Consider the following 19,230-nt stretch of genomic DNA (forward strand, 5'->3'; position numbering starts at 1 on the left):
TGCCGTACGCCCCTCACCGCCCCCTCACGGACTCACACCGTCGGCAGCCAGTCCACCTTCCCCGCCAGCAGCCCGTATCCGACGAAGGCCACGATGTCGAGCAGCGCGTGGGCGACCACCAGCGGCCCGACCCGCCCCCAGCGCCGGTAGAGCAGCACGAAGACGACGCCCATCACCATGTTGCCGATGAAGCCGCCGATGCCCTGGTACAGGTGGTACGAGCCACGCAGCACCGAGCTCGCGACCAGCGCGGCCATCGGCGACCAGCCCAACTGGCCGAGGCGGCGCAGCAGATAGCCGACGACGATGACCTCCTCCAGGACGGAGTTCTGGATCGCCGAGAGGATCAGGACGGGGTACTTCCACCACACGTCCGGCAGCGACTCGGGGACGACCGTGAGGTTGAAGCCCGACGCCTGTGCCACCAGGTAGAAGGCGAGGCCGGCGCTGCCGATCCCGGCGGCGACGAGCGTCCCGCGCCCGAGGTCCGGCCACGGCCTGGTCCGGTCGAAGCCGATGGCCCTGAGCCCGGCCCCCTCCCGCAGCAGCAGGTGCGCCACGAGGACCACGGGCACGAGGGCCGTGGCGATGCCGAAGAGCTGCCAGGCGAGGTCGAGCCAGGGGCGGTCGGGGGCGTACGACCCGTTGAGGTTGGCGGCCTGTTCCTTGAGGGCGCCGGGCCGGGTCAGGGAGCCGATGAAGCTGATGAGCGAGGAGACCGCGCTCGCGCCGAGCGAGAGCGCGAGCACGATGAGCGTCTCGGAGCCCAGCACCCGCCGCGAGAGACCGCCCGGGGCCGTGTCCACGACCCTTTGTTCCGACACCACGCCCGGCTCCCGTTCCCGTCACGACCGTCTCGGGGACCACCGGCGGGTCCCCCGTACGACGATCATCCGCGACGGCCCACCCAGAACGCCATCCAGGCCCCGCCGGGAACGCCGCCCAGGCCCCACCCGGAGCGCCGTCCAGGCCCCACCGCTCGGAGCGCCGTCCAAGCCCCCGCCCGGCACGCCGCCTCTCCAGGCCCCACCCGGAGCGCCCTCCAGGCCCCGCCCGACACGCCCCTCCAGGCCCTACCAGGCACGCCCGCCCCTCCAGCCCCCGCCCGGCACGCCCTCCAGGCCCTCGCCCGGCGCCGTCTCAGGCGCCCTCGGCCCCCACCGCCCAGGTGTGCACCGGCTCGCCCTCCAGCATCAGCTCGCGGTACCGGCGGGTCGTCGCCGCCAGGGCCGCGTCCCGGTCGAGGCCGGACTCCAGGGCCCGGTGGAAGGTGTCGGCCTGCCAGGACGCGCCGTTGGCCCGGCGCCGGCACCGCTGCTCGATGACGCCCAGGTAGAAGTCGCGGTCCGCCGGGTCGACGTGCCAGGCGTCGAGCCCCGCCGCGGCCAGCGGCAGCAGCTCGTCGAGGACGAGGCGTACCGCGGGCAGCACCGCCGTCCCGCCCGCGCGGCCCGGCCGGGGCCAGCGCAGCTCCGCCTCGATGCCGTACCGGCACGCGGTGTCGAAGTTGGCCTCGGCGTCCTCGAACGCCATCCGCTTCCAGACCGGGCGCGGGTCGTCGGCGAGCGAGCGGACGAGCCCGTAGTAGAAGGCGGCGTTGGCGAGGACGTCCGTGACCGTGGGCCCCGCGGGCAGCACCCGGTTCTCCACCCGCAGGTGCGGGACGCCGTCCATCCAGCCGTAGACCGGCCGGTTCCAGCGGTAGACGGTGCCGTTGTGCAGGACGAGCTCCTTGAGCTGCGGCACCCCGCCGTCGTCGAGGACCCGCAGCGGGTCCTCCTCGTCGCAGAGCGGCAGCAGCGAGGGGAAGTAGCGCACGTTCTCCTCGAAGAGGTCGTACACCGAGTCCACCCACCGCTCGCCGAACCAGGTGCGCGGCCGCACCCCCTGCGACTGGAGCTCCGGCGGGCGGGTGTCGGTCGCCTGCTGGAAGAGCGGCGGACGGGACTCGCGCCACACCTCGCGGCCGAAGACGAAGGGCGAGTTGGCGCCCAGGGCTATCTGCACGCCGGCGACGGCCTGGGCCGCGTTCCAGACGGAGGCGAAGCGGGCCGGGGTGACCTGGAGGTGCAGCTGGACCGACGTGCAGGCGGCCTCCGCGATGATCGACTCCGCGGTGTGCCGGAGCCGTTCGACGCCCTGGATGTCGACGGTGATGTGTTCCCCGCGGGCGACCAGGATCTGGTCGTTGAGCAGGGCGTAGCGGTCGGCGGCGGAAAGGTTCTCGAAGACGAGATCGCGCTGCGAGAGGGTCGGCAGTATGCCGATCATGACGACGCCGGCGTCGACTTCGGCCGCCTTGCGGTCGGCATATCCCAGGCCGGTTCTCAGCTCTTCCGCGAGCCGGTCGAAAACCCGGCCCCCGAGCCGCCGCGGAGCGATGTTCACTTCCAGGTTGAACATTCCGAGTTCGGTCTGGAAATCAGCGCTGGCGATCTTTTCGAGGACGGCGTCGTTCAACATCCGCGGGAGTCCGTCGGAACCTGTGAGATTGAGTTCGATCTCGACGCCCATGAGGTTCCGCGGACGGTCGAACCGCTGCTCCGCGAGGAGCCGGGCGAGCCCCGCCAGACACTGCTGGAGCTTGCGCCGGTAGCGCTGCCGGTCGGCCGGGCCGAAGCCGTCCGTCGCGACCTTCTCCCCCATCGAGGCGTACCTCCCGCGTGGGCGGCCCGGGCGGGCCGCGCGTACGGACGATGATGCCCACGCCACTGATCGACAACGCCTGCGTTTCCGGCCGCTCCGCGGATAGTCTGGTACGAACCTGCCGCCGCGCGCACGGCCCTCCACCTCCGGACCGGCTGACGACATATACCACTGTCATATTGCCCTGCCGGTGCGGGCGGCACGACTTTCGGAATTCTGACGTCCGGCTTGCCGGGGAATGCGAGGACGGAGATCCTGTCTTCGCTCCGATTCCGCTCCACGATCCACCGCACGCGGCCTGATGAGGTCTTGTCAGGAATATCGGCGGCGTCTAGCGGAAACACTCTGTGAACACGTGTCGTATAAACTCCGCGGACGAGGCAGAGCGCCGGCGACGGCCATGACCCATGGCCCCCCGCTCCGCCCCCGCCGCCGACAGCGCCGTCGTACCAGTCCCTTGGCCGTGCGTTCCCGTATCCCCGTGTCTCCTGAGCGAGAGGCGACCCACACGATGCTCCGACCCTCCCCGGCCCCCGCGCCCGCCCTCCGCAGCGTCCTCGCTGCACTCGGCTCGCCCACGGCCGTCCGCGAGGCCCGCACCCCGGCCCTGCGGGCCGCGCCGGGGCCGCTGAGCCCCGAACTCCCGCTGCCCGTCCATGTGCTGAGGATCTCCGAGGCGCCGGGGCAGGCGCCCGGCACCCGACTCGTCGGCTGGCGGTTCCTGATCCGGAGCGGGGACCGGGCGATCGCCGCCGCGGACACCATGCTCACCCCGGACGGCTGGTCCTTCTCGCACTTCTTCGAGGGGCCGTACGTCGCCGCCACGGAACGCGCCCTGGTCCAGGCCGAGGCGCTGCCGGGCACGTACGAGCCGCGGCTGCTCTCGGTGCCGGAGCTGTACATGCTGACGCTGTGGCTGCACGCCGAGCCGGACCCGGACGGCGCCGACCCGGCGGCCGAGTCCGCCGACGTCCTCGTGCCGCTCGCCCCGGCGCCGCCCGGCATCGCCGCCAACCGCCCCTACCGGGTGGCGGATCTGCTGCCCGTGCTCAGCACCCGGCTCGCGCCGCCGCCGCTGCTCGGCTCCGCGGCGCCCGCGCCCGCCTGATCCGGCCCCGCGCACCGCCCCGTGACCCGACCGGGTCACGGGGCGCACTGCTGTCCGGAAACCGTGCCCGAACGCCGTCGCCGAACACCCCTCCCGTACGGACTAGCCCGCTCGGGCCATCCCGAACCACCCGAAATAGCGGGGGTGTTGACCTGAACCGCCCCTGCGGGTGATGCGTCTTCCCAGGAGAGGACGAGCTGACGCGAAATACCTGCGGAAGACCGTCCGTGCGGCAAGACTGGGGACCGGAACCGAACCGACCGACGGGGGCGGCCATGAGCGCGACGAGCCGCAGGACATCCACCACGACGCAGCGAAAGAACCCACCCATGTGCGAGCACCAGCCTGCCTGTCCCACCGCCGACTCCGCCGACCGCGAGGCCGCCCATCCTGTGGCGTGCCACCCGGAGCAGGGCTGGAGCCTGCTGTGCAACGGTGTCCTGCTCTTCGAGGACACCGGCGAACTGCTGCCGGACGGGCAGATCATCGCTCCGCACCGGCCGCTCACGACGGGCCGGGTGACGACGGCGGCCTGACCGCCGCTCGGGCACGGCCGAGGGCCGGCCCGGAGGAGACTCCGGACCGGCCCTCTGTCATGCCTGCGGTCAGTGGTCGTACTCGTCCAGCGGCGGGCAGGAGCAGACCAGGTTCCGGTCGCCGAAGGCGCCGTCGATGCGGCGGACCGGCGGCCAGTACTTGTCGGCGGCCGAGACGCCGGCGGGGAAGACCGCCACGTCACGGTCGTAGGCGTGGGTCCACTCGCCGCCGAGCGCCGCCGCCGTGTGCGGGGCGTTCGCCAGCGGGTTGTCCTCGGCGGGCCACTCGCCGGAGGCGACCTTCTCGATCTCGGCACGGATCGCGATCATCGTGTCGCAGAAACGGTCCAGCTCGGCCAGGTCCTCGGACTCGGTCGGCTCGATCATCAGCGTGCCGGCGACCGGGAAGGACATGGTCGGCGCGTGGAAGCCGTAGTCGATCAGGCGCTTGGCGATGTCGTCGACGGAGACGCCGGTGGCCTTGGTCAGCGGGCGCAGGTCCACGATGCACTCGTGGGCGACGAGCCCGGCCGGGCCGGTGTACAGCACCGGGTAGTGCGGCTCCAGGCGCTTGGCGATGTAGTTCGCCGCGAGGACGGCGACCTGGGTGGCGCGCTTGAGGCCCTCGCCGCCCATCAGGCGGACGTAGCTCCAGGAGATCGGCAGGATGCCGGCGGAGCCCCACGGGGCGGCCGAGATGGGGCCGACGCCGGTCTCCGGGCCCGCGGTGGGCTGGAGCGGGTGGTTCGGCAGGTACGGGGCGAGGTGGGCGCGGACGCCGACCGGGCCGACACCCGGGCCGCCGCCGCCGTGCGGGATGCAGAAGGTCTTGTGCAGGTTGAGGTGCGAGACGTCGCCGCCGAAGTGGCCCGGCTTGGCGAGGCCGACCAGGGCGTTGAGGTTGGCGCCGTCGACGTACACCTGGCCGCCGGCCTCGTGGACCTCGGCGCAGATGTCGGCGACGTGCTCCTCGAAGACGCCGTGCGTCGACGGGTAGGTGATCATCAGCACGGAGAGCTCGTCGCGGTGCTGCGCGATCTTGGCGCGCAGGTCCTCGACGTCGACCTCGCCGTCCTCCGCGGTCTTGACGACGACGACCTTCATGCCGGCCATCACGGCGGAGGCGGCGTTGGTGCCGTGCGCGGAGGACGGGATGAGGCAGACGGTGCGCTGCTCGTCGCCGTTGGCGCGGTGGTAGGCGCGGACCGCGAGGAGTCCGGCCAGCTCGCCCTGCGACCCGGCGTTGGGCTGGATCGAGACCTTGTCGTAGCCGGTGACCTCGGCCAGACGCTCCTCCAGCTCGGTGATGAGCGTGGCGTAGCCCTGGGCCTGGTCGATCGGCGCGAAGGGGTGCATCTGGCCGAACTCGGGCCAGGTCACCGGCTCCATCTCGGTGGTCGCGTTCAGCTTCATGGTGCAGGAGCCGAGCGGGATCATGCCGCGGTCGAGCGCGTAGTCGCGGTCCGAGAGGCGGCGCAGGTAGCGCAGCATCGAGGTCTCGGAGCGGTGCGCGTGGAAGACCGGGTGGGTCAGGTACGCGTCGGAGCGCAGCAGTCCCGCGGGAAGGCCGTCCTCGGTGGCGGCGTCCAGGGCCTCCACGTCCGCGTCGACGCCGAAGGCGCCCCAGACGGCGGCGAGCTGGGCGCGGCCGGTGGTCTCGTCGCAGGAGACCGAGACGTGGTCGGCGTCCGCCCGGTACAGGTTGACGCCGGCCTCGCGGGCGGCGGCGACGACGGCGTCGGCGCGGCCGGGGACGCGGGCGGTGATCGTGTCGAAGAACGCGCCCTGGGTGAGCTCGACGCCCCCGGCGGTCAGACCGGCGGCGAGGATCGCCGCGTACCGGTGGGTGCGCTGGGCGATCTGCTTGAGACCGTCCGGACCGTGGTAGACGGCGTACATGCCGGCCATCACGGCGAGGAGCACCTGCGCGGTGCAGATGTTGCTGGTGGCCTTCTCGCGGCGGATGTGCTGCTCGCGGGTCTGGAGTGCGAGGCGGTACGCCTTGTTTCCGTCGGCGTCGACGGAGACGCCGACGAGGCGGCCGGGAAGGGAGCGGGCGTGCTTGTCCTGGACGGCCATGTAGCCGGCGTGCGGGCCGCCGAAGCCCATCGGGACGCCGAAGCGCTGGGTGGTGCCGACGGCGATGTCGGCGCCGAGCGAGCCGGGCGAGACGAGCAGCGTGAGGGCGAGCAGGTCGGCGGCGACGGTGACGATCGCGCCGAGCTCGTGGGCGCGGTCGATCAGCGGCTTGATGTCGCGGACGGCACCCGAGGCGCCCGGGTACTGGAGGAGGACGCCGAAGACCCCGCGCTCGGCGATCTCGGCCGGGATGCCCTCGCTCAGGTCGGCGACGACGACCTCGACACCGGTCGGCTCGGCGCGCGTCTCGATGACGGCGATGGTCTGCGGCAGGGTGTCGGCGTCGATCAGGAACACGCCGTTCTTGACCTTGCCGACGCGGCGGGAGAGCGCCATGGCCTCGGCGGCGGCGGTGCCCTCGTCGAGGAGGGAGGCGCCGGAGGTCGGCAGACCGGTGAGGTCGGCGACCATCGTCTGGAAGTTGAGCAGCGCCTCCAGGCGGCCCTGCGAGATCTCCGGCTGGTAGGGCGTGTACGCCGTGTACCAGGCCGGGTTCTCCATGACGTTGCGGAGGATGACCGGCGGGGTGAAGGTGCCGTAGTAGCCGAGGCCGATCATCGGGGCGAGGACCTCGTTGCGGCCGGCGAGCGCGCGCAGCTCGGCGAGGACCTCGGCCTCGGTGCGGGCTCCCGGCAGGTCCAGCGCGTCGGCGTTCTTGATGACGTCCGGTACCGCGGCGGCGGTCAGCTCGTCGAGCGAGCCGTAGCCGACCTGGGCGAGCATCTTGGCCCGCGCCTCGGCGTCGGGTCCGATGTGCCGCTGCTCGAAGGGGATGCCCTGCTCGAGCTCGGAGAGCGGGGTGCGGTTGGCGGTCATGATGCGGGGGCCTCCTGGTCGTCACGACCTGCGAGGGGCACCACGGCGCGGGTGCCCGGACGGCCTCCCCCTCTGTCATCTCAACCTGAGAGCTTCACCGGCACGCCCGTGGGCACGCCGGCTTTCACCGTCGGTGAGAGCGGATGCCGTCGGACTCCCGCCCTGCTTTCCAGAGTGACCTCGCCCGCGCGGTACCGGGTGCCTGAGAGATTCCGGGGAGGATTTGCTCCTTCGGCGCCCCCGGAAACCTTCTCCGGAGGACTCTCCCGCACGGTGTCGACAGCCACAGCCAGCCTACCAGCGCGGTTGTCGCCCGCATCGCTCAAGTGGCCGACATCCCAGATGTGCACTTTCGTAGGGGTGTAGAGCAGTTGCGACCAGTTGGAGGGACCGTGCAGACCGACATCGATCCGCGCAGCCTGATCGGCCGCAAGGCGTACGACCGGAACGGGCACAAGATCGGAACCGTGGACGAGGTGTACCTGGACGACGCGACCGGCGTGCCCGAGTGGGCAGCCGTCCGCACCGGCCTGTTCAGCCGGGACGCGTTCGTCCCGCTGGAGCCGAGCGAGCTGGCCGACGACGGTCTCCACATCCCCTTCGAGCGCTCCCTGATCAAGGACGCCCCGGACTTCGGCGTGGGCCGTCACCTCTCCCCCGAGCAGGAGCTCCAGCTCTACCGCCACTACGAGCTGACCCTCCCGCCGCCGGACGCGATCCCCGACTTCGGCCGCCTGGCCGGCCAGGACGACGCAGCGTAGGGCCCCGCCTCCGGGTTACGGCGCACGGGCCTTCCGCCTTGCCCCTTGCCCGGTCGGGCCGGGGGCAGGGCCTTCCGTATTGCCCGGTCGGGCCGCGCGTACGGCCTTCCGCCCTGTCCGGTCGGGCCCCGTCCGCCTTCTTTCCCGCCGGATCGACTCCGGAACGGCCGGATTCCGATCCACCCGGCCGACTCCGGGCCTGACCGACTTCCGATCTCCGGGGCCGGTTTCGCACCGGACGGCCTCCGCGGCGCTCCCGACCGGCGCGGGACCACTGATCGGGGCACCTGCCCGCGCCCATCCGCCCAGCCCGGCGCACGCGCCCGGCCACGCCGGCCGCGCGCCCGCCGCCGGACACGTCACGCGGCGCCCACCTCACCCACCGAACCGGCACCGGCGCGGGCCGCCGGGGCGTCCGCTCCCTCCGCCCCCGTGACGCCGCCGGGCACCAGCGGCAGCGGATCCGACGGCTCCAGCTCGGGATCGTCCACCGCGAAGGTCCGCACCCGCCCCGGTGCCGTACTGCCGGGCTCCTCGAACCGGACGGTGACCCGCCCGAGCCCGCTGCCCTGCACCCAGCCGGCGCCCAGTACCGCGTGCCGCACGTCGTGCCCGGGCGCCCACCGGCGTACGACGGCCTCCACGGCCGTCCCCGGCCCGGCCACGCCGTCCGCCGCCGCGTCCCCGGCCCCCGGCGGCCCGGCGGCTTCCCCGGCGGCCCCCCGCCCCGCCTCCTCCGCCGCCGTGCCGGAGGAGTCCGCCCCGGCCCCCGCTTCCGCCTCCGCCTCCGCCTGGGCGAACAGGTCCTCCTGCGTGTAGTCGGCGAGCCCGCTCACCCCGACCCCGAGGAGCCGCACCCCGCCCGTGGTGTCCACCAGTTCGAGGAGCCGCTCCGCCGCCTCCCGCACCACCAGCGGATCGTCCGTCGGCCCGCGCAGGGTCTCGGACCGGGTCAGCGTCGAGAAGTCGAACCGGCGCACCTTCAGCACGATCGTCCGCCCCGAGTGCCCCGAGCCCCGCAGCCGCGCCACGCACCGCTCCGCCAGCCGCTCCACCTCCAGCCGGATCCGCAGCCGGTCGTGCAGGTCGATGTCGAAGGTGTCCTCGACGGAGACCGACTTGGCGTCCCGCTCGGCCACCACGGGCCGGTCGTCGTGCCCGAGCGCCATCCGGTACAGCGAGGCCCCGTGCGACCGCCCGAGGATCCGTACGAGCTCGTCCTCGCCGGCCTCCACCACGTCCGCGACCGTCGTGATCCCGGCCCGCCGCAGATGGTCCCCGGTGGCCGGCCCCACCCCCGGGATGATCCGCACCGACCGGGGCGCGAGCAGCGCCCGCTCGGTGCCCGGCTCGTACAGCACGAGCCCGTCCGGCTTCGCCTCCTCCGAGGCGATCTTCGCGAGCATCTTCGACCCGGCGAGCCCCACCGATCCGGTCAGCCCCGTCGTCGCCAGGATCTCGGCCCGCAGCCGCTCCCCCACGGCCCGCGCGCCCGCGCTGTCGTCCGCCAGCCCGCCGGCCTCCAGGTCCACGAACGCCTCGTCGAGACTGAGCGGCTCCACCAGCGGCGAAAGCCGCCCCAGGAGCTCCATGACCTGCCCGCTGATCGCCCGGTAGAAGGCGAAGCGCGGCACCAGGTACGCGGCGTTGGGCGCGAGCCGCCTCGCCTGCCCCATCGGCATCGCCGAGTGCACCCCGAAGCGCCGCGCCTCGTACGAGGCCGTGGCGACCACCCCGCGCGGCCCGAGCCCGCCCACGACGACCGGTTTGCCGCGCAGGCTCGGCTTCGACGCCTGCTCGGCCGCGGCGAAGAAGGCATCCATGTCCAGATGCAGGATCGTGGGGGCGGCTCTCACGTCTCCGATGCTGCCTCACGCCACTGACAATCGCCCGTACGGGCGACGGGCCCGCACCGGCCGGGGGTTACCCTGCGCGGAGGACCGCCGGGATGAAGCATCCGGGACGGCCTCAGACGGCCCGGTCGCGCCGCCGCCGGGCCAGCTCGTCCTGCGGGTTGTGCCGGACCAGCGTCTCCCCGGTGTCCACACGCTCTCCGTGCAGCTGGGACAGCGCCGACTCGACGTCCCGCCAGACGACCCCCACCGCGATGCCGAAGACGCCCTGCCCGCCCTGGAGCAGGGAGACGACCTCGTCGGGCGAGGAGCACTCGTAGACGGTCGCACCATCGCTCATCAGCGTCATCCGCTCCAGGTCGCGGAAGCCCCGGGCGCGCAGGTGCTGCACGGCGGCCCGGATGTTCTGGAGGGCGACGCCCGTGTCCAGGAACCGCTTGACGATCTTCAGGACGACGACGTCCCGGAAGCTGTAGAGCCGCTGCGTCCCCGAGCCGTACGCGGGCCGCACGCTCGGCTCGACGAGCCCGGTGCGCGCCCAGTAGTCCAGCTGGCGGTAGGTGATGCCGGCGGCGGCGCAGGCCGTCGGACCGCGATAGCCGATCGCCTCGTCCGCCGGCCCGGCGCTCGTCTCCGTACCGAAGTCGCCCACACTGCCGTGAAGCGGATACGGACCGCTCTCCTCGGACACGCGTCCGAGCGAGCTCCCTGCCGTACCGTCCGCGCTGCTCATCACGCCGACCCTCCGTCCTTGACCTGCCCACTCGAAGGTAGGCAGTCGCTCGGGGTGCGTCAACGATCGCCACACTCGGCACGCCGAGTGATAATCACCCAGAGAGTGGTTTCACGTATCCCACTCCGGGGAAAGGCTACTCGAATGCGCCGACAGCGCTCTCCGGTCGCCCCCTCCGCGCCCTCACCCGCCCCGCGCCCGGCACCGACCGCTCACCGGCACCGACCGGCCTCCGCCGCCTCCTACCGGTCACCGGCACCGCTCACCGGCACCGACGGCTCACCGGCACCGACCGGCCGCGGGTCACTGGCTCCCGAAGTCCTCGGGCGAGATCTGGTCGAGGAACTCGCGGAACTTCTCCACCTCGTCCTCCTGCTCGTCGGGGATCGCGATGCCGGCGTCGTCGAGGACCCCGTCGCTGCCGAAGATCGGCGAACCGGTCCGCAAGGCCAGGGCTATCGCGTCCGACGGCCTCGCGCTCACCTCCACGCCGCTGGCGAAGACCAGCTCGGCGTAGAACACCCCGTCCCGCAGATCGGTGATGCGCACCTGGGTGAGCTCCTGGCCCACGGCCTCCAGCACGTCCTTGAACAGGTCGTGCGTCAGCGGCCTGGGCGGCGCCATGCCCTGCTGGGCGAAGGCGATCGCGGTCGCCTCGCCGGGTCCGATCCAGATGGGCAGGTACCGGTCGCCCCCCACCTCACGCAGGAGCACGATCGGCTGGTTGGAGGGCATTTCCACCCGGACACCCACAACGTCGAGCTCGTTCACACAGCAACCCTAGGACGTGCCCGACCGGTTTGGATAGTCGGGCCCCCGGCCGGCGCCCCCGCGGCCCGCCCCGGAACCCCCTCCGCGCCCCGCCGGGGAGCCGCCGGAGAACGTCACCGAAGGGTCACTGGAGGCGGATCCCGAGGGCCGTCTGCACCAGCGCGGCGTGCAGCCGCACCGACAGCTGCGCCAGCTCGGCCGCCGTCTCCTCGGCGTGGGCCCTGGTCTGGGGGTTGCGATGCCGGCGCAGCGGCGCCACCACCTGCTCGATCAGCCCGGCCTCCCGGTCCGCGGACGCCTTCACGGCGCGCAGATGCCGGGGTTCGAGGCCGAAGCGCCCCAGGTCGGCGACGATCCGGGCCACGTTCACGGTCTCCGCGTCGTAGCCGCCGCCCTCGCTCTCGCCGATCAGGCCGTACGACTCCCACTCCGCCAGCTCGACCTCGGTGACCCCGGCCGCGGCGACCAGCTCCGCGCGGCCGAGGCGCGCGGCGGTCGGCCGGTCCCCGCTCTCGCCGTCCGCGGGCGGGTCGAGCAGCCCGTCCAGCAGATCACGCCGCCGTCCGGGCGCGGGCAGCGTCACCTGCTCGCCGCGGGCGAGGGCGTCGAGATGCTCCCTGATGACCTTCAGCGGAAGATAGTGGTCACGCTGCATCCGCAGGACGGCGGCGAGCCGCTCCACGTCCTGCGGGCTGAACTTCCGGTACCCGGAGGCCGTACGACGGGGCTCGACGAGCCCCTCGGCCTCCAGGAAGCGGATCTTGGAGATCGTCACTTCGGGAAACTCGTCCCGCAGCTGGTTCAGCACGGTGCCGATACTCACCAGCCGGTCGCCCGCGGTGGCGGTGCCGGAGCCGGCACCGCCCATCGGTGTTCGCACCATGGACCTTTCCTGAAGGATCTCCGCCAGGCGTGTGTCAGACGCCTCGCTGGCTCGCGTAGAAGACCAGCCGGTACTTGCCGATCTGCACCTCGTCGCCGTTGTTCAGCACCACGACGGAGTCGATCGGCTCACGGTTGAGGTAGGTGCCGTTGAGGCTGCCGACGTCGGCGACGGTGAACCGCCCGTCCTGGCCCCGGCGGAACTCGACGTGCCTCCGGGAGACCGTGAAGTCGTCCAGGAAGATGTCGCTCTGCGGGTGTCGGCCGGCCGTCGTCAGCTCGCCGTCCAGCAGGAAGCGGCTGCCCGAGTTCGGACCGCGGCGCACCACGAGCAGAGCGGAGCCCGGCGGCAGCGCCTCCACGGCCGCGAGGGCCTCGGGGGACAGCGCCGGGATCGCGATCTGACCGGTGGTCTCCGCGTCGTACGCCTCAAGACCGGAGATCGAGATGGTCGACGTCGTCTCGGAGGGACGCTCGGCGGCGATCCCGCCCCGCAGCGGCGTACCGCAGTGGGAGCAGAAACGGCTGTCCGCCGCGTTGCGGCGACCGCACCTCGTACACACCGGCATGGACGCGTCCTCCTGCCGCGGCTGCCCCGCGGAGGTCTGGGTCGCGTACGGATCGGGGTTGAACCCTCCACCCGTACTTGAGGTTGATGGTTCACCGAAACCTATGCGCGCGGCACCGGCGTGGTCAACAGACGACGCGCCCTGCGCGCCCGGAATGTCGCCACCGACCTCGTCACGGAAGAGCGGGCGCTCGCCGCCCTGCTCCTCGCTCTGGGCGTGGCGCGGCGCGCGGTGCCTGGCGTTGCCGCCGTCCTCGCGTGCGCTCTTGCCGAACAACTTCGCAAACAACTTCACGGGCGATTCCCCTTGACCGAAACAGACCCGCCCGTGGGGCAGGACGAACCGAGATCCATCACACCTGCCGACCCGGACACCTTCACAACGTCCGTATCCTCCGGACAGTTTCCACCACGCACCACCGTTGTGGTGCGCCGACCCCCCGCAACGCTCCAGCCCATGTCGCGGGACCCCCCACCCCCTCTCTCACGGGGAGGACGACCGAGCGTAGTCAGGCCGCTTCGCGGGTCGCAAGGCGTCGACGACGATCTTCGCCGACCGCTCCACCGTGGCCGTGGCCTGCTCCTTCTCCAGGGTCTGCACGACGCCACCGGGGATGTTGAGCGCGGGCTCGAGATCCTCGGGCTTGCCGATGACCTTGAAGACGTACGGAGCGGTCACCTGCGTTCCATCGATCCGCATGTCATCACCGCCGCCGGTGAAATAACTGTTGGCCACCACCCGCACACCGTCGACCTGGATCGCCTCGGCACCGGCCGCGCGCAGCTCCTGGATGGCGTCGAGCAGCATGTCGGACTCGACCGCCCCGACCGGGTCGGTCACGGTCAGCGTGATGCCGGGGCCCTCGGCGGCCACCGTGCCGGCCAGGATCCCGAGCTGCCGCTCCTTCTCCTGCGTCTGGCGGCGGGCCTCCTCGGCCTGGTCCGAGCTGGACTCCAGCTCCGACCGCTGCTTCTCGAGCCGCGCCTTCTCGTCCTCCAGGCGCTGCGTGCGGTCGTCGAGCTCGTCGAGGATCCGTACGAGGTCCTCCTGCCGGGCCCCGCGCAGCGCGCTGCCCTCGCTGGTGGAGGAGACCTGGATGGCGAGGCCGAAACCGAGACAGGCCAGGAGCAGTGCCACCACGAGCTGGGCCCGCGTCACCCGCGGCGGCCACAGGGCGTCCGCCAGGCGCCGCCGCCCGTCCGGCGCGCCCCCGGCACCGGCCGCGGCCTCCGGGGAGGACACAGCCCCCTCGGGAGCGCTCTCACCGCCCTCCACGGACGCGGGCATGGGCCCGGGCAAGGCCGCCGGGGCCTCCGGCGTCTCCCGCTGCCCGGCCGGCTGCGGCGCCTCCGCGGCCTTCGGCTCCTCGCCACCCGGTCCGGGCTGCTCGTTCGGGTTCACACTCATCGGCCTCACGCCCGGAAGACATGGCGGCGGATCGCGGCCGCGTTGGAGAAGATCCGGATGCCGAGCACGACGACGACACCGGTGGAGAGCTGCGCGCCGACGCCGAGCTTGTCGCCGAGGAAGACGATCAGCGCGGCCACGACCACGTTGGAGAGGAAGGAGACGACGAAGACCTTGTCGACGAAGATCCCGTCGAGCATGGCCCGCAGGCCGCCGAAGACCGCGTCGAGGGCGGCGACCACGGCGATCGGGAGATAGGGCTCGACGACCGCCGGAATCTCGGGCCGGACCAGCAGTCCGGCCACGACTCCGACGATCAGGCCCAGTACGGCGATCACGATGTTGCCTTCCCCTTGTCGGCCGTGGCCCGGCCGGTCGGCGTCGCCGCCCCGGCCCCCAGCGGCTCAGCTGTACGTACGATCAGGCTCGGCGCGGCCGGAAGGCTCAGCGCGCCCTCGACCGAGATGCTGCTGCGGATCCCGAAGTTCTCCACCAGCGCGTGCAGGTACTGCCCGTCCGCGCTGTCCTGGAAAGCGGTGTTCAGCCGCTGGCCGTCGCCGACGGCGAGCACGGTGTACGGCGGCACGAGCGGCCGGTTGTCGACGAGTATGGCGTCGCCCGCGGCCCGGATCGCGGAGAGCGAGGTCAGCCGCTGTCCGTTGATCGACACGGCCTCGGCGCCGGACTCCCACAGCCCGTTGATCACCCGCTGCATGTCGCGGTCCCGCACCCGCCCGGTGTCGGAGAAGCCGGCGCTCTCGCGCGGCCCGCCTCCCCCGCTGTCGGAACCCTTGGCGTCGTCGACCACGAGCTTCACCCCGGGCCCCTGCACGGGCGTGGCACCGGACAGCAGCGCGACCAGTTCGCCCTGGTCACCGCCGTGCTCCTGGAGCGCCGCCCGCTGCCGGTCACCGACCTCGGCGCGGATCCGCTCGACGTCCCGCTCCAGCCCGTCGGCCGCCTCGTTCTCACCCTCGATCCGGTCGATGAGCTCCTGCCGCTCCTTGGCGACGACGGGGGCCGAGATCCGCGCCTCGGCCGCGCCGACGGTCACCACGGCGGCGGCCAGCACCAGTCCGGCCGCGAGACCGAGCTTGGCCCGCAGCGGCTTCGGAAGGGCACCGCCCTCGGCCGCGCGCCGGGCGGTCGCCTCCGCGTACCCGTCGTCCAGCGCGTGGTCCATCACGTTGTTCAGCAGCGACATCGACGCGTCCGGACGCGGAGGCGGAGAACCGGTGCTCCGAACGGGGGGCTGCTGCGACATGCCGCACATCGTCGCACGTCGCACGCCCTACCGCCGAATGGCCCCACGAAAGGCCGGGCGGCTCCGTCCCGCCGCCGCCCGGCCCCCGCCCGTCATCTGGTCAGCGACCTGCGCTCTCGACCACCCGCGCCCACTCGTCGAGCAGCGCCTGCGCGGAGGTGTCGTCGGGCCCCTCGGCCCACAGATGGGTGACGGCCTCGGCCGGGTCCGGCAGCACCATCACCCACCGCCCGTCGGCCTCCACGACCCGCACGCCGTCGGTGGTGTCCACCGACCTGCTGCCGGCCGCCTCGACCACCCGCCGCATCACGAGCCCCTTCACCGCCCACGGCGTCGCGATGTCCCGCTTGATGACGTGCGCCCGCGGGATCCGCGCGTCGATCTGGCTGAGCGTGAGCTGCGTCCGCGCCACCAGACCGATGAGCCGCACGAAGGCCGCTGCCCCGTCGAAGACGCTGCTGAACTCGGGCACGATGAACCCGCCGCGCCCGTCGCCGCCGAAGATCGTCGAATCCTGCCGGCCGACCCGGGTGAGGTCGTCGGGCGAGGTGGTCGTCCACTCGACCTGGGTGCCGTGGTACGCCGCCACCTGCTCGGCGATACGGGTCGTGGTGACCGGCAGCGCGACCCGCCCGGACCGCCGCTCGGCCGCCACCAGGTCGAGCATCACCAGCAGCGCCCGGTCGTCCTCGATGATCCGGCCCCGCTCGTCGACGAGCGACAGCCGCTCGCCCACCGGGTCGAACCGCACGCCGAACGCGGCCCGCGCCGACGCCACGATCTCCCCGAGCCGGACGAGCCCGGCCCGCCGCCGCTCGGCGGACTCCGTCGGCCGCGACTCGTCGAGTCCCGGGTTGATGGTCAGCGAGTCCACCTGGAGCCGCCCGAGCAGGCTCGGCAGGACGAGGCCCGCGCTGCCGTTGGACGCGTCCACGACCACCTTGAGCCCGGCCTCCGCGATCCCGCCGGTGTCGACGTTCCGCAGCAGGGAGCCGGTGTACGAGTCGAAGACGCTCGCCGGGAAGGACAGGTCCCCGATCTCGCCCGGGAACGCACGCCGGTACTCCTGCCGCGCGTACACCCGGTCCAGCTTCCGCTGCCTGGCCTGCGACAGGTCCGCGCCCCGCTCGTCGAAGAACATGATGTCGACCGAGTCCGGCACACCGGGCGAGGTACGCACCATGATCCCGCCAGCGCTCCCCCGCGCGGTCTGCTGCCGGGCGACGGGCAGCGGCACGTTCTCCAGGTCCCGCACGTCGATGGCGCTGGCCTGGAGCGCGGAGATCACGGCCCGCTTGAGGGCTCGCGCACCGCGCGAGTGGTCGCGGGCGGTGGTGACGGTGGCGCCCTTCTTCAGCGTCGTCGCGTACGCCCCCGCGAGCCGGACGGCCAGCTCCGGCGTGATCTCGACGTTGAGGATGCCGGACACCCCGCGCGCTCCGAAGAGGTGGGCCTGTCCGCGGGACTCCCAGATCACCGAGGTGTTGACGAACGCGCCGGCCTCGATGGTCTTGAACGGGTAGACCCGGACATTGCCCTGCACAATCGATTCCTCACCGATCATGCACTCGTCGCCGATGACGGCCCCGTCCTCGATCCGGGCCGCCCGCATGACGTCGGTGTTCTTGCCGATGACACAGCCGCGCAGGTTGCTCTGCTGCCCGATGTACACGTTGTCGTGGACGACCGCCTTGTGGAGGAAGGCGCCGCTCTTCACGACGACGTTGGAGCCGACGACGGTGTGCTCGCGGATCTCGGCGCCGGCCTCGACCTTGGCGTAGTCACCGATGAAGAGCGGTCCGCGCAGCACCGCGTCGGGGTGGACCTCGGCCCCTTCGGCGACCCAGACGCCGGGCGAGATCTCGAAGCCGTCGATGTCGACCTGGACCTTGCCCTCCAGCACGTCGGCCTGCGCCTTGACGTAGCTCTCGTGGGTGCCGACGTCCTCCCAGTAGCCCTCGGCGACATAGCCGTAGATCGGCTTGCCTTCCTTCATCAGCTGCGGGAAGACGTCCCCGGACCAGTCGACCGGTACATCGGCTTCGACGTAGTCGAAAACTTCGGGCTCCATGACGTAGATGCCCGTGTTCACGGTGTCGGAGAAGACCTGTCCCCAGGTCGGCTTCTCCAGAAAGCGCTCGACCTGTCCTTCTTCGTCGACGATCGTGATGCCGAATTCCAGTGGATTCGGCACGCGCGTCAGACAGACGGTGACGAGTGCGCCCTTCTCCTTGTGGAATCGGATCAGGTCGGTGAGGTCGAAATCGGTGAGGGCATCCCCCGAGATCACGAGGAAGGCGTCGTCCTTCAACGCTTCCTCGGCGTTCTTCACACTGCCCGCTGTGCCAAGAGGCTTCTCCTCGTTGGCGTAGGTGAGCTCCATTCCGAGCTCCTCGCCGTCGCCGAAGTAATTCCGGACGAGGGAGGCGAGGAACTGGACGGTGACGACGGTCTCGTTGAGACCGTGCCTCTTGAGCAGTCGCAGGACGTGCTCCATGATCGGCCGGTTCACCACCGGCAGAAGAGGCTTGGGCATGCTCGAGGTCATGGGGCGAAGGCGTGTTCCTTCGCCACCGGCCATCACGACGGCCTTCATGTCGGAAGCGTCCTCCTTGAAGAGACGACGGTCCTGCCGACCGAACCTGTCCGCTCACTCGCCCTCGGACGTCCTCGTTCCTGCCGGCGACGCTGCACGGCACGGGACGGACGGGCTCAATCGGCCGCGGTATCCGCCTTCACGAGTCGGCGGACCTGGACCACGTAGAGGATCCCTGCCCACCAATACAGAGTTGTACCCCATCCGGCGAAAGCCCATCCGAAAACTTCAGCGAGTGACGCCAGCCAGCCGGTTCCGTCACTGAGAAGCAGCAACGGGAACGCGTACATGAGGTTGAAAGTCGCAGCTTTCCCGAGGAAGTTCACCTGCGGCGGCGGGTAGCCGTGCCGGCGGAGGATTCCCACCATGACCAGCAGCATGACCTCGCGCGCCAAAAGGACGGCGGTCAGCCACAGCGGCAGGATCTCGCGCCAGGTGAGGCCGACGAGCGTGGACAGGATGTACAGCCGGTCGGCGGCGGGGTCGAGCAGCCGGCCGAGCTTGCTGATCTGGTTCCACTTCCGCGCGAGCTTGCCGTCGAGGTAGTCGCTGACGCCGCTGAGCATCAGGACGAGCAGCGCCCAGACGTCGCTGTTGGGCCCGCCGAACTCCGGCCGGAGGATGAGCCACAGGAACAGCGGCACGCCGAGGAGACGCGCCATGCTGAGAATGTTGGGGATGGTGAGGACCCGGTCCGTCTGGACCTCGGTCTCCTGGACCTCCACCCGGGGGCCTCCTGCTGAGAACGGTACGGACGCGTTGACCCCTGACCTTACCTCTCGTCCCCACCCCTTCCGGACCCGGGGCCTCGTAAACGCAGAAAAGCCCCGCACCATAAGGTGCGGGGCTTTCCCACAATGATTGTTCGGCGGCGTCCTACTCTCCCACAGGGTCCCCCCTGCAGTACCATCGGCGCTGAAAGGCTTAGCTTCCGGGTTCGGAATGTAACCGGGCGTTTCCCTAACGCTATGACCACCGAAACCCTATCGGTTTCGAGCGAACAAGCACACTCTGTAGTTGTGTTCTAGCTCAAGAAACCAGCAACTGTTCGTTGCTTCAGAACTAACACAGTGGACGCGAGCAACTGAGGACAAGCCCTCGGCCTATTAGTACCGGTCAGCTCCACCCATTACTGGGCTTCCACATCCG

At 71.7% G+C, this 19,230-nt stretch carries 16 protein-coding genes, 1 rRNA gene and 1 riboswitch; of the genes, 3 read left to right on the forward strand and 14 right to left on the reverse strand.

What is annotated here, in order from left to right:
• Positions 1 to 32: 32 nt before the first annotated feature.
• Positions 33 to 806 carry a CPBP family intramembrane glutamic endopeptidase gene (locus tag ACIGHB_RS13730; protein ID WP_399912707.1) on the reverse strand — a complete coding sequence of 258 codons (774 nt, stop codon included), beginning with the start codon at positions 804 to 806 and terminating at the stop codon, positions 33 to 35.
• 334 nt (positions 807 to 1,140) lie between these two features.
• The gene (locus ACIGHB_RS13735) at positions 1,141 to 2,646 is read right to left on the reverse strand and encodes a glutamate-cysteine ligase family protein (protein WP_399912710.1); all 1,506 of its coding nucleotides are present in this window, start codon (positions 2,644 to 2,646) and stop codon (positions 1,141 to 1,143) included.
• A 511-nt stretch (positions 2,647 to 3,157) separates the two neighbouring features.
• Between ACIGHB_RS13735 and ACIGHB_RS13740 the strand changes: the two genes are divergently transcribed.
• Positions 3,158 to 3,754: a hypothetical protein gene (locus ACIGHB_RS13740; RefSeq protein WP_360318982.1), complete on the forward strand. Its 597-nt coding sequence runs from the start codon at positions 3,158 to 3,160 to the stop codon at positions 3,752 to 3,754.
• 329 nt (positions 3,755 to 4,083) lie between these two features.
• Positions 4,084 to 4,290 (forward strand): DUF5999 family protein, encoded by a 207-nt coding sequence (locus ACIGHB_RS13745; RefSeq protein WP_360318943.1) that lies wholly within the window; start codon positions 4,084 to 4,086, stop codon positions 4,288 to 4,290.
• A 69-nt stretch (positions 4,291 to 4,359) separates the two neighbouring features.
• Here ACIGHB_RS13745 and gcvP read toward each other — a convergent pair whose 3' ends face one another.
• Positions 4,360 to 7,245 (reverse strand): aminomethyl-transferring glycine dehydrogenase, encoded by a 2,886-nt coding sequence (gene gcvP / locus ACIGHB_RS13750; protein WP_399912713.1) that lies wholly within the window; start codon positions 7,243 to 7,245, stop codon positions 4,360 to 4,362.
• A gap of 179 nt (positions 7,246 to 7,424) precedes the next feature.
• Positions 7,425 to 7,524: riboswitch (glycine riboswitch) on the reverse strand.
• A gap of 113 nt (positions 7,525 to 7,637) precedes the next feature.
• On the opposite strand from gcvP, the gene ACIGHB_RS13755 reads away from it, so the two are divergent.
• Complete coding sequence (locus ACIGHB_RS13755) at positions 7,638 to 8,006, forward strand: PRC-barrel domain-containing protein (protein ID WP_360318939.1); 369 nt, start codon at positions 7,638 to 7,640, stop codon at positions 8,004 to 8,006.
• 359 nt (positions 8,007 to 8,365) lie between these two features.
• On the opposite strand, the gene ACIGHB_RS13760 is transcribed toward ACIGHB_RS13755, so the two are convergent.
• The 11 genes from ACIGHB_RS13760 to rrf form a co-directional block, all read right to left on the reverse strand.
• Positions 8,366 to 9,862 (reverse strand): DNA polymerase IV, encoded by a 1,497-nt coding sequence (locus tag ACIGHB_RS13760; RefSeq protein WP_399912718.1) that lies wholly within the window; start codon positions 9,860 to 9,862, stop codon positions 8,366 to 8,368.
• Positions 9,863 to 9,974: 112 nt separating this feature from the next.
• Positions 9,975 to 10,592 (reverse strand): MerR family transcriptional regulator, encoded by a 618-nt coding sequence (locus ACIGHB_RS13765; protein ID WP_360318933.1) that lies wholly within the window; start codon positions 10,590 to 10,592, stop codon positions 9,975 to 9,977.
• Positions 10,593 to 10,895: 303 nt separating this feature from the next.
• Positions 10,896 to 11,363, reverse strand: coding sequence for a bifunctional nuclease family protein (locus tag ACIGHB_RS13770; RefSeq protein ID WP_030492457.1), 468 nt, complete (start codon positions 11,361 to 11,363; stop codon positions 10,896 to 10,898).
• 124 nt (positions 11,364 to 11,487) lie between these two features.
• Positions 11,488 to 12,246: a MerR family transcriptional regulator gene (locus ACIGHB_RS13775; protein ID WP_360318930.1), complete on the reverse strand. Its 759-nt coding sequence runs from the start codon at positions 12,244 to 12,246 to the stop codon at positions 11,488 to 11,490.
• A gap of 34 nt (positions 12,247 to 12,280) precedes the next feature.
• Positions 12,281 to 13,216 (reverse strand): FHA domain-containing protein, encoded by a 936-nt coding sequence (locus tag ACIGHB_RS13780; RefSeq protein ID WP_399912748.1) that lies wholly within the window; start codon positions 13,214 to 13,216, stop codon positions 12,281 to 12,283.
• Between the two features lie 81 nt (positions 13,217 to 13,297).
• The gene (locus ACIGHB_RS13785) at positions 13,298 to 14,221 is read right to left on the reverse strand and encodes a DUF881 domain-containing protein (RefSeq protein WP_399912723.1); all 924 of its coding nucleotides are present in this window, start codon (positions 14,219 to 14,221) and stop codon (positions 13,298 to 13,300) included.
• 5 nt (positions 14,222 to 14,226) lie between these two features.
• Positions 14,227 to 14,559: a small basic family protein gene (locus tag ACIGHB_RS13790; RefSeq protein WP_030492461.1), complete on the reverse strand. Its 333-nt coding sequence runs from the start codon at positions 14,557 to 14,559 to the stop codon at positions 14,227 to 14,229.
• A complete protein-coding gene (locus ACIGHB_RS13795; RefSeq protein WP_360318925.1) occupies positions 14,556 to 15,485 on the reverse strand; it encodes a DUF881 domain-containing protein in 930 nt (309 codons plus the stop codon). Before ACIGHB_RS13795 ends, ACIGHB_RS13790 begins: the two co-directional genes overlap by 4 nt.
• A 100-nt stretch (positions 15,486 to 15,585) precedes the next feature.
• Positions 15,586 to 18,081 carry a mannose-1-phosphate guanyltransferase gene (locus tag ACIGHB_RS13800; protein ID WP_360318922.1) on the reverse strand — a complete coding sequence of 832 codons (2,496 nt, stop codon included), beginning with the start codon at positions 18,079 to 18,081 and terminating at the stop codon, positions 15,586 to 15,588.
• A 116-nt stretch (positions 18,082 to 18,197) separates the two neighbouring features.
• Complete coding sequence (locus tag ACIGHB_RS13805; RefSeq protein ID WP_360318920.1) at positions 18,198 to 18,806, reverse strand: CDP-alcohol phosphatidyltransferase family protein; 609 nt, start codon at positions 18,804 to 18,806, stop codon at positions 18,198 to 18,200.
• A gap of 138 nt (positions 18,807 to 18,944) precedes the next feature.
• Positions 18,945 to 19,061, reverse strand: a 5S ribosomal RNA gene (gene rrf, locus ACIGHB_RS13810).
• Positions 19,062 to 19,230 lie beyond the last annotated feature (169 nt).

This window comes from Streptomyces sp. NPDC085460 (genome assembly GCF_044541975.1).
Taxonomy (GTDB): Bacteria; Actinomycetota; Actinomycetes; order Streptomycetales; family Streptomycetaceae; genus Streptomyces.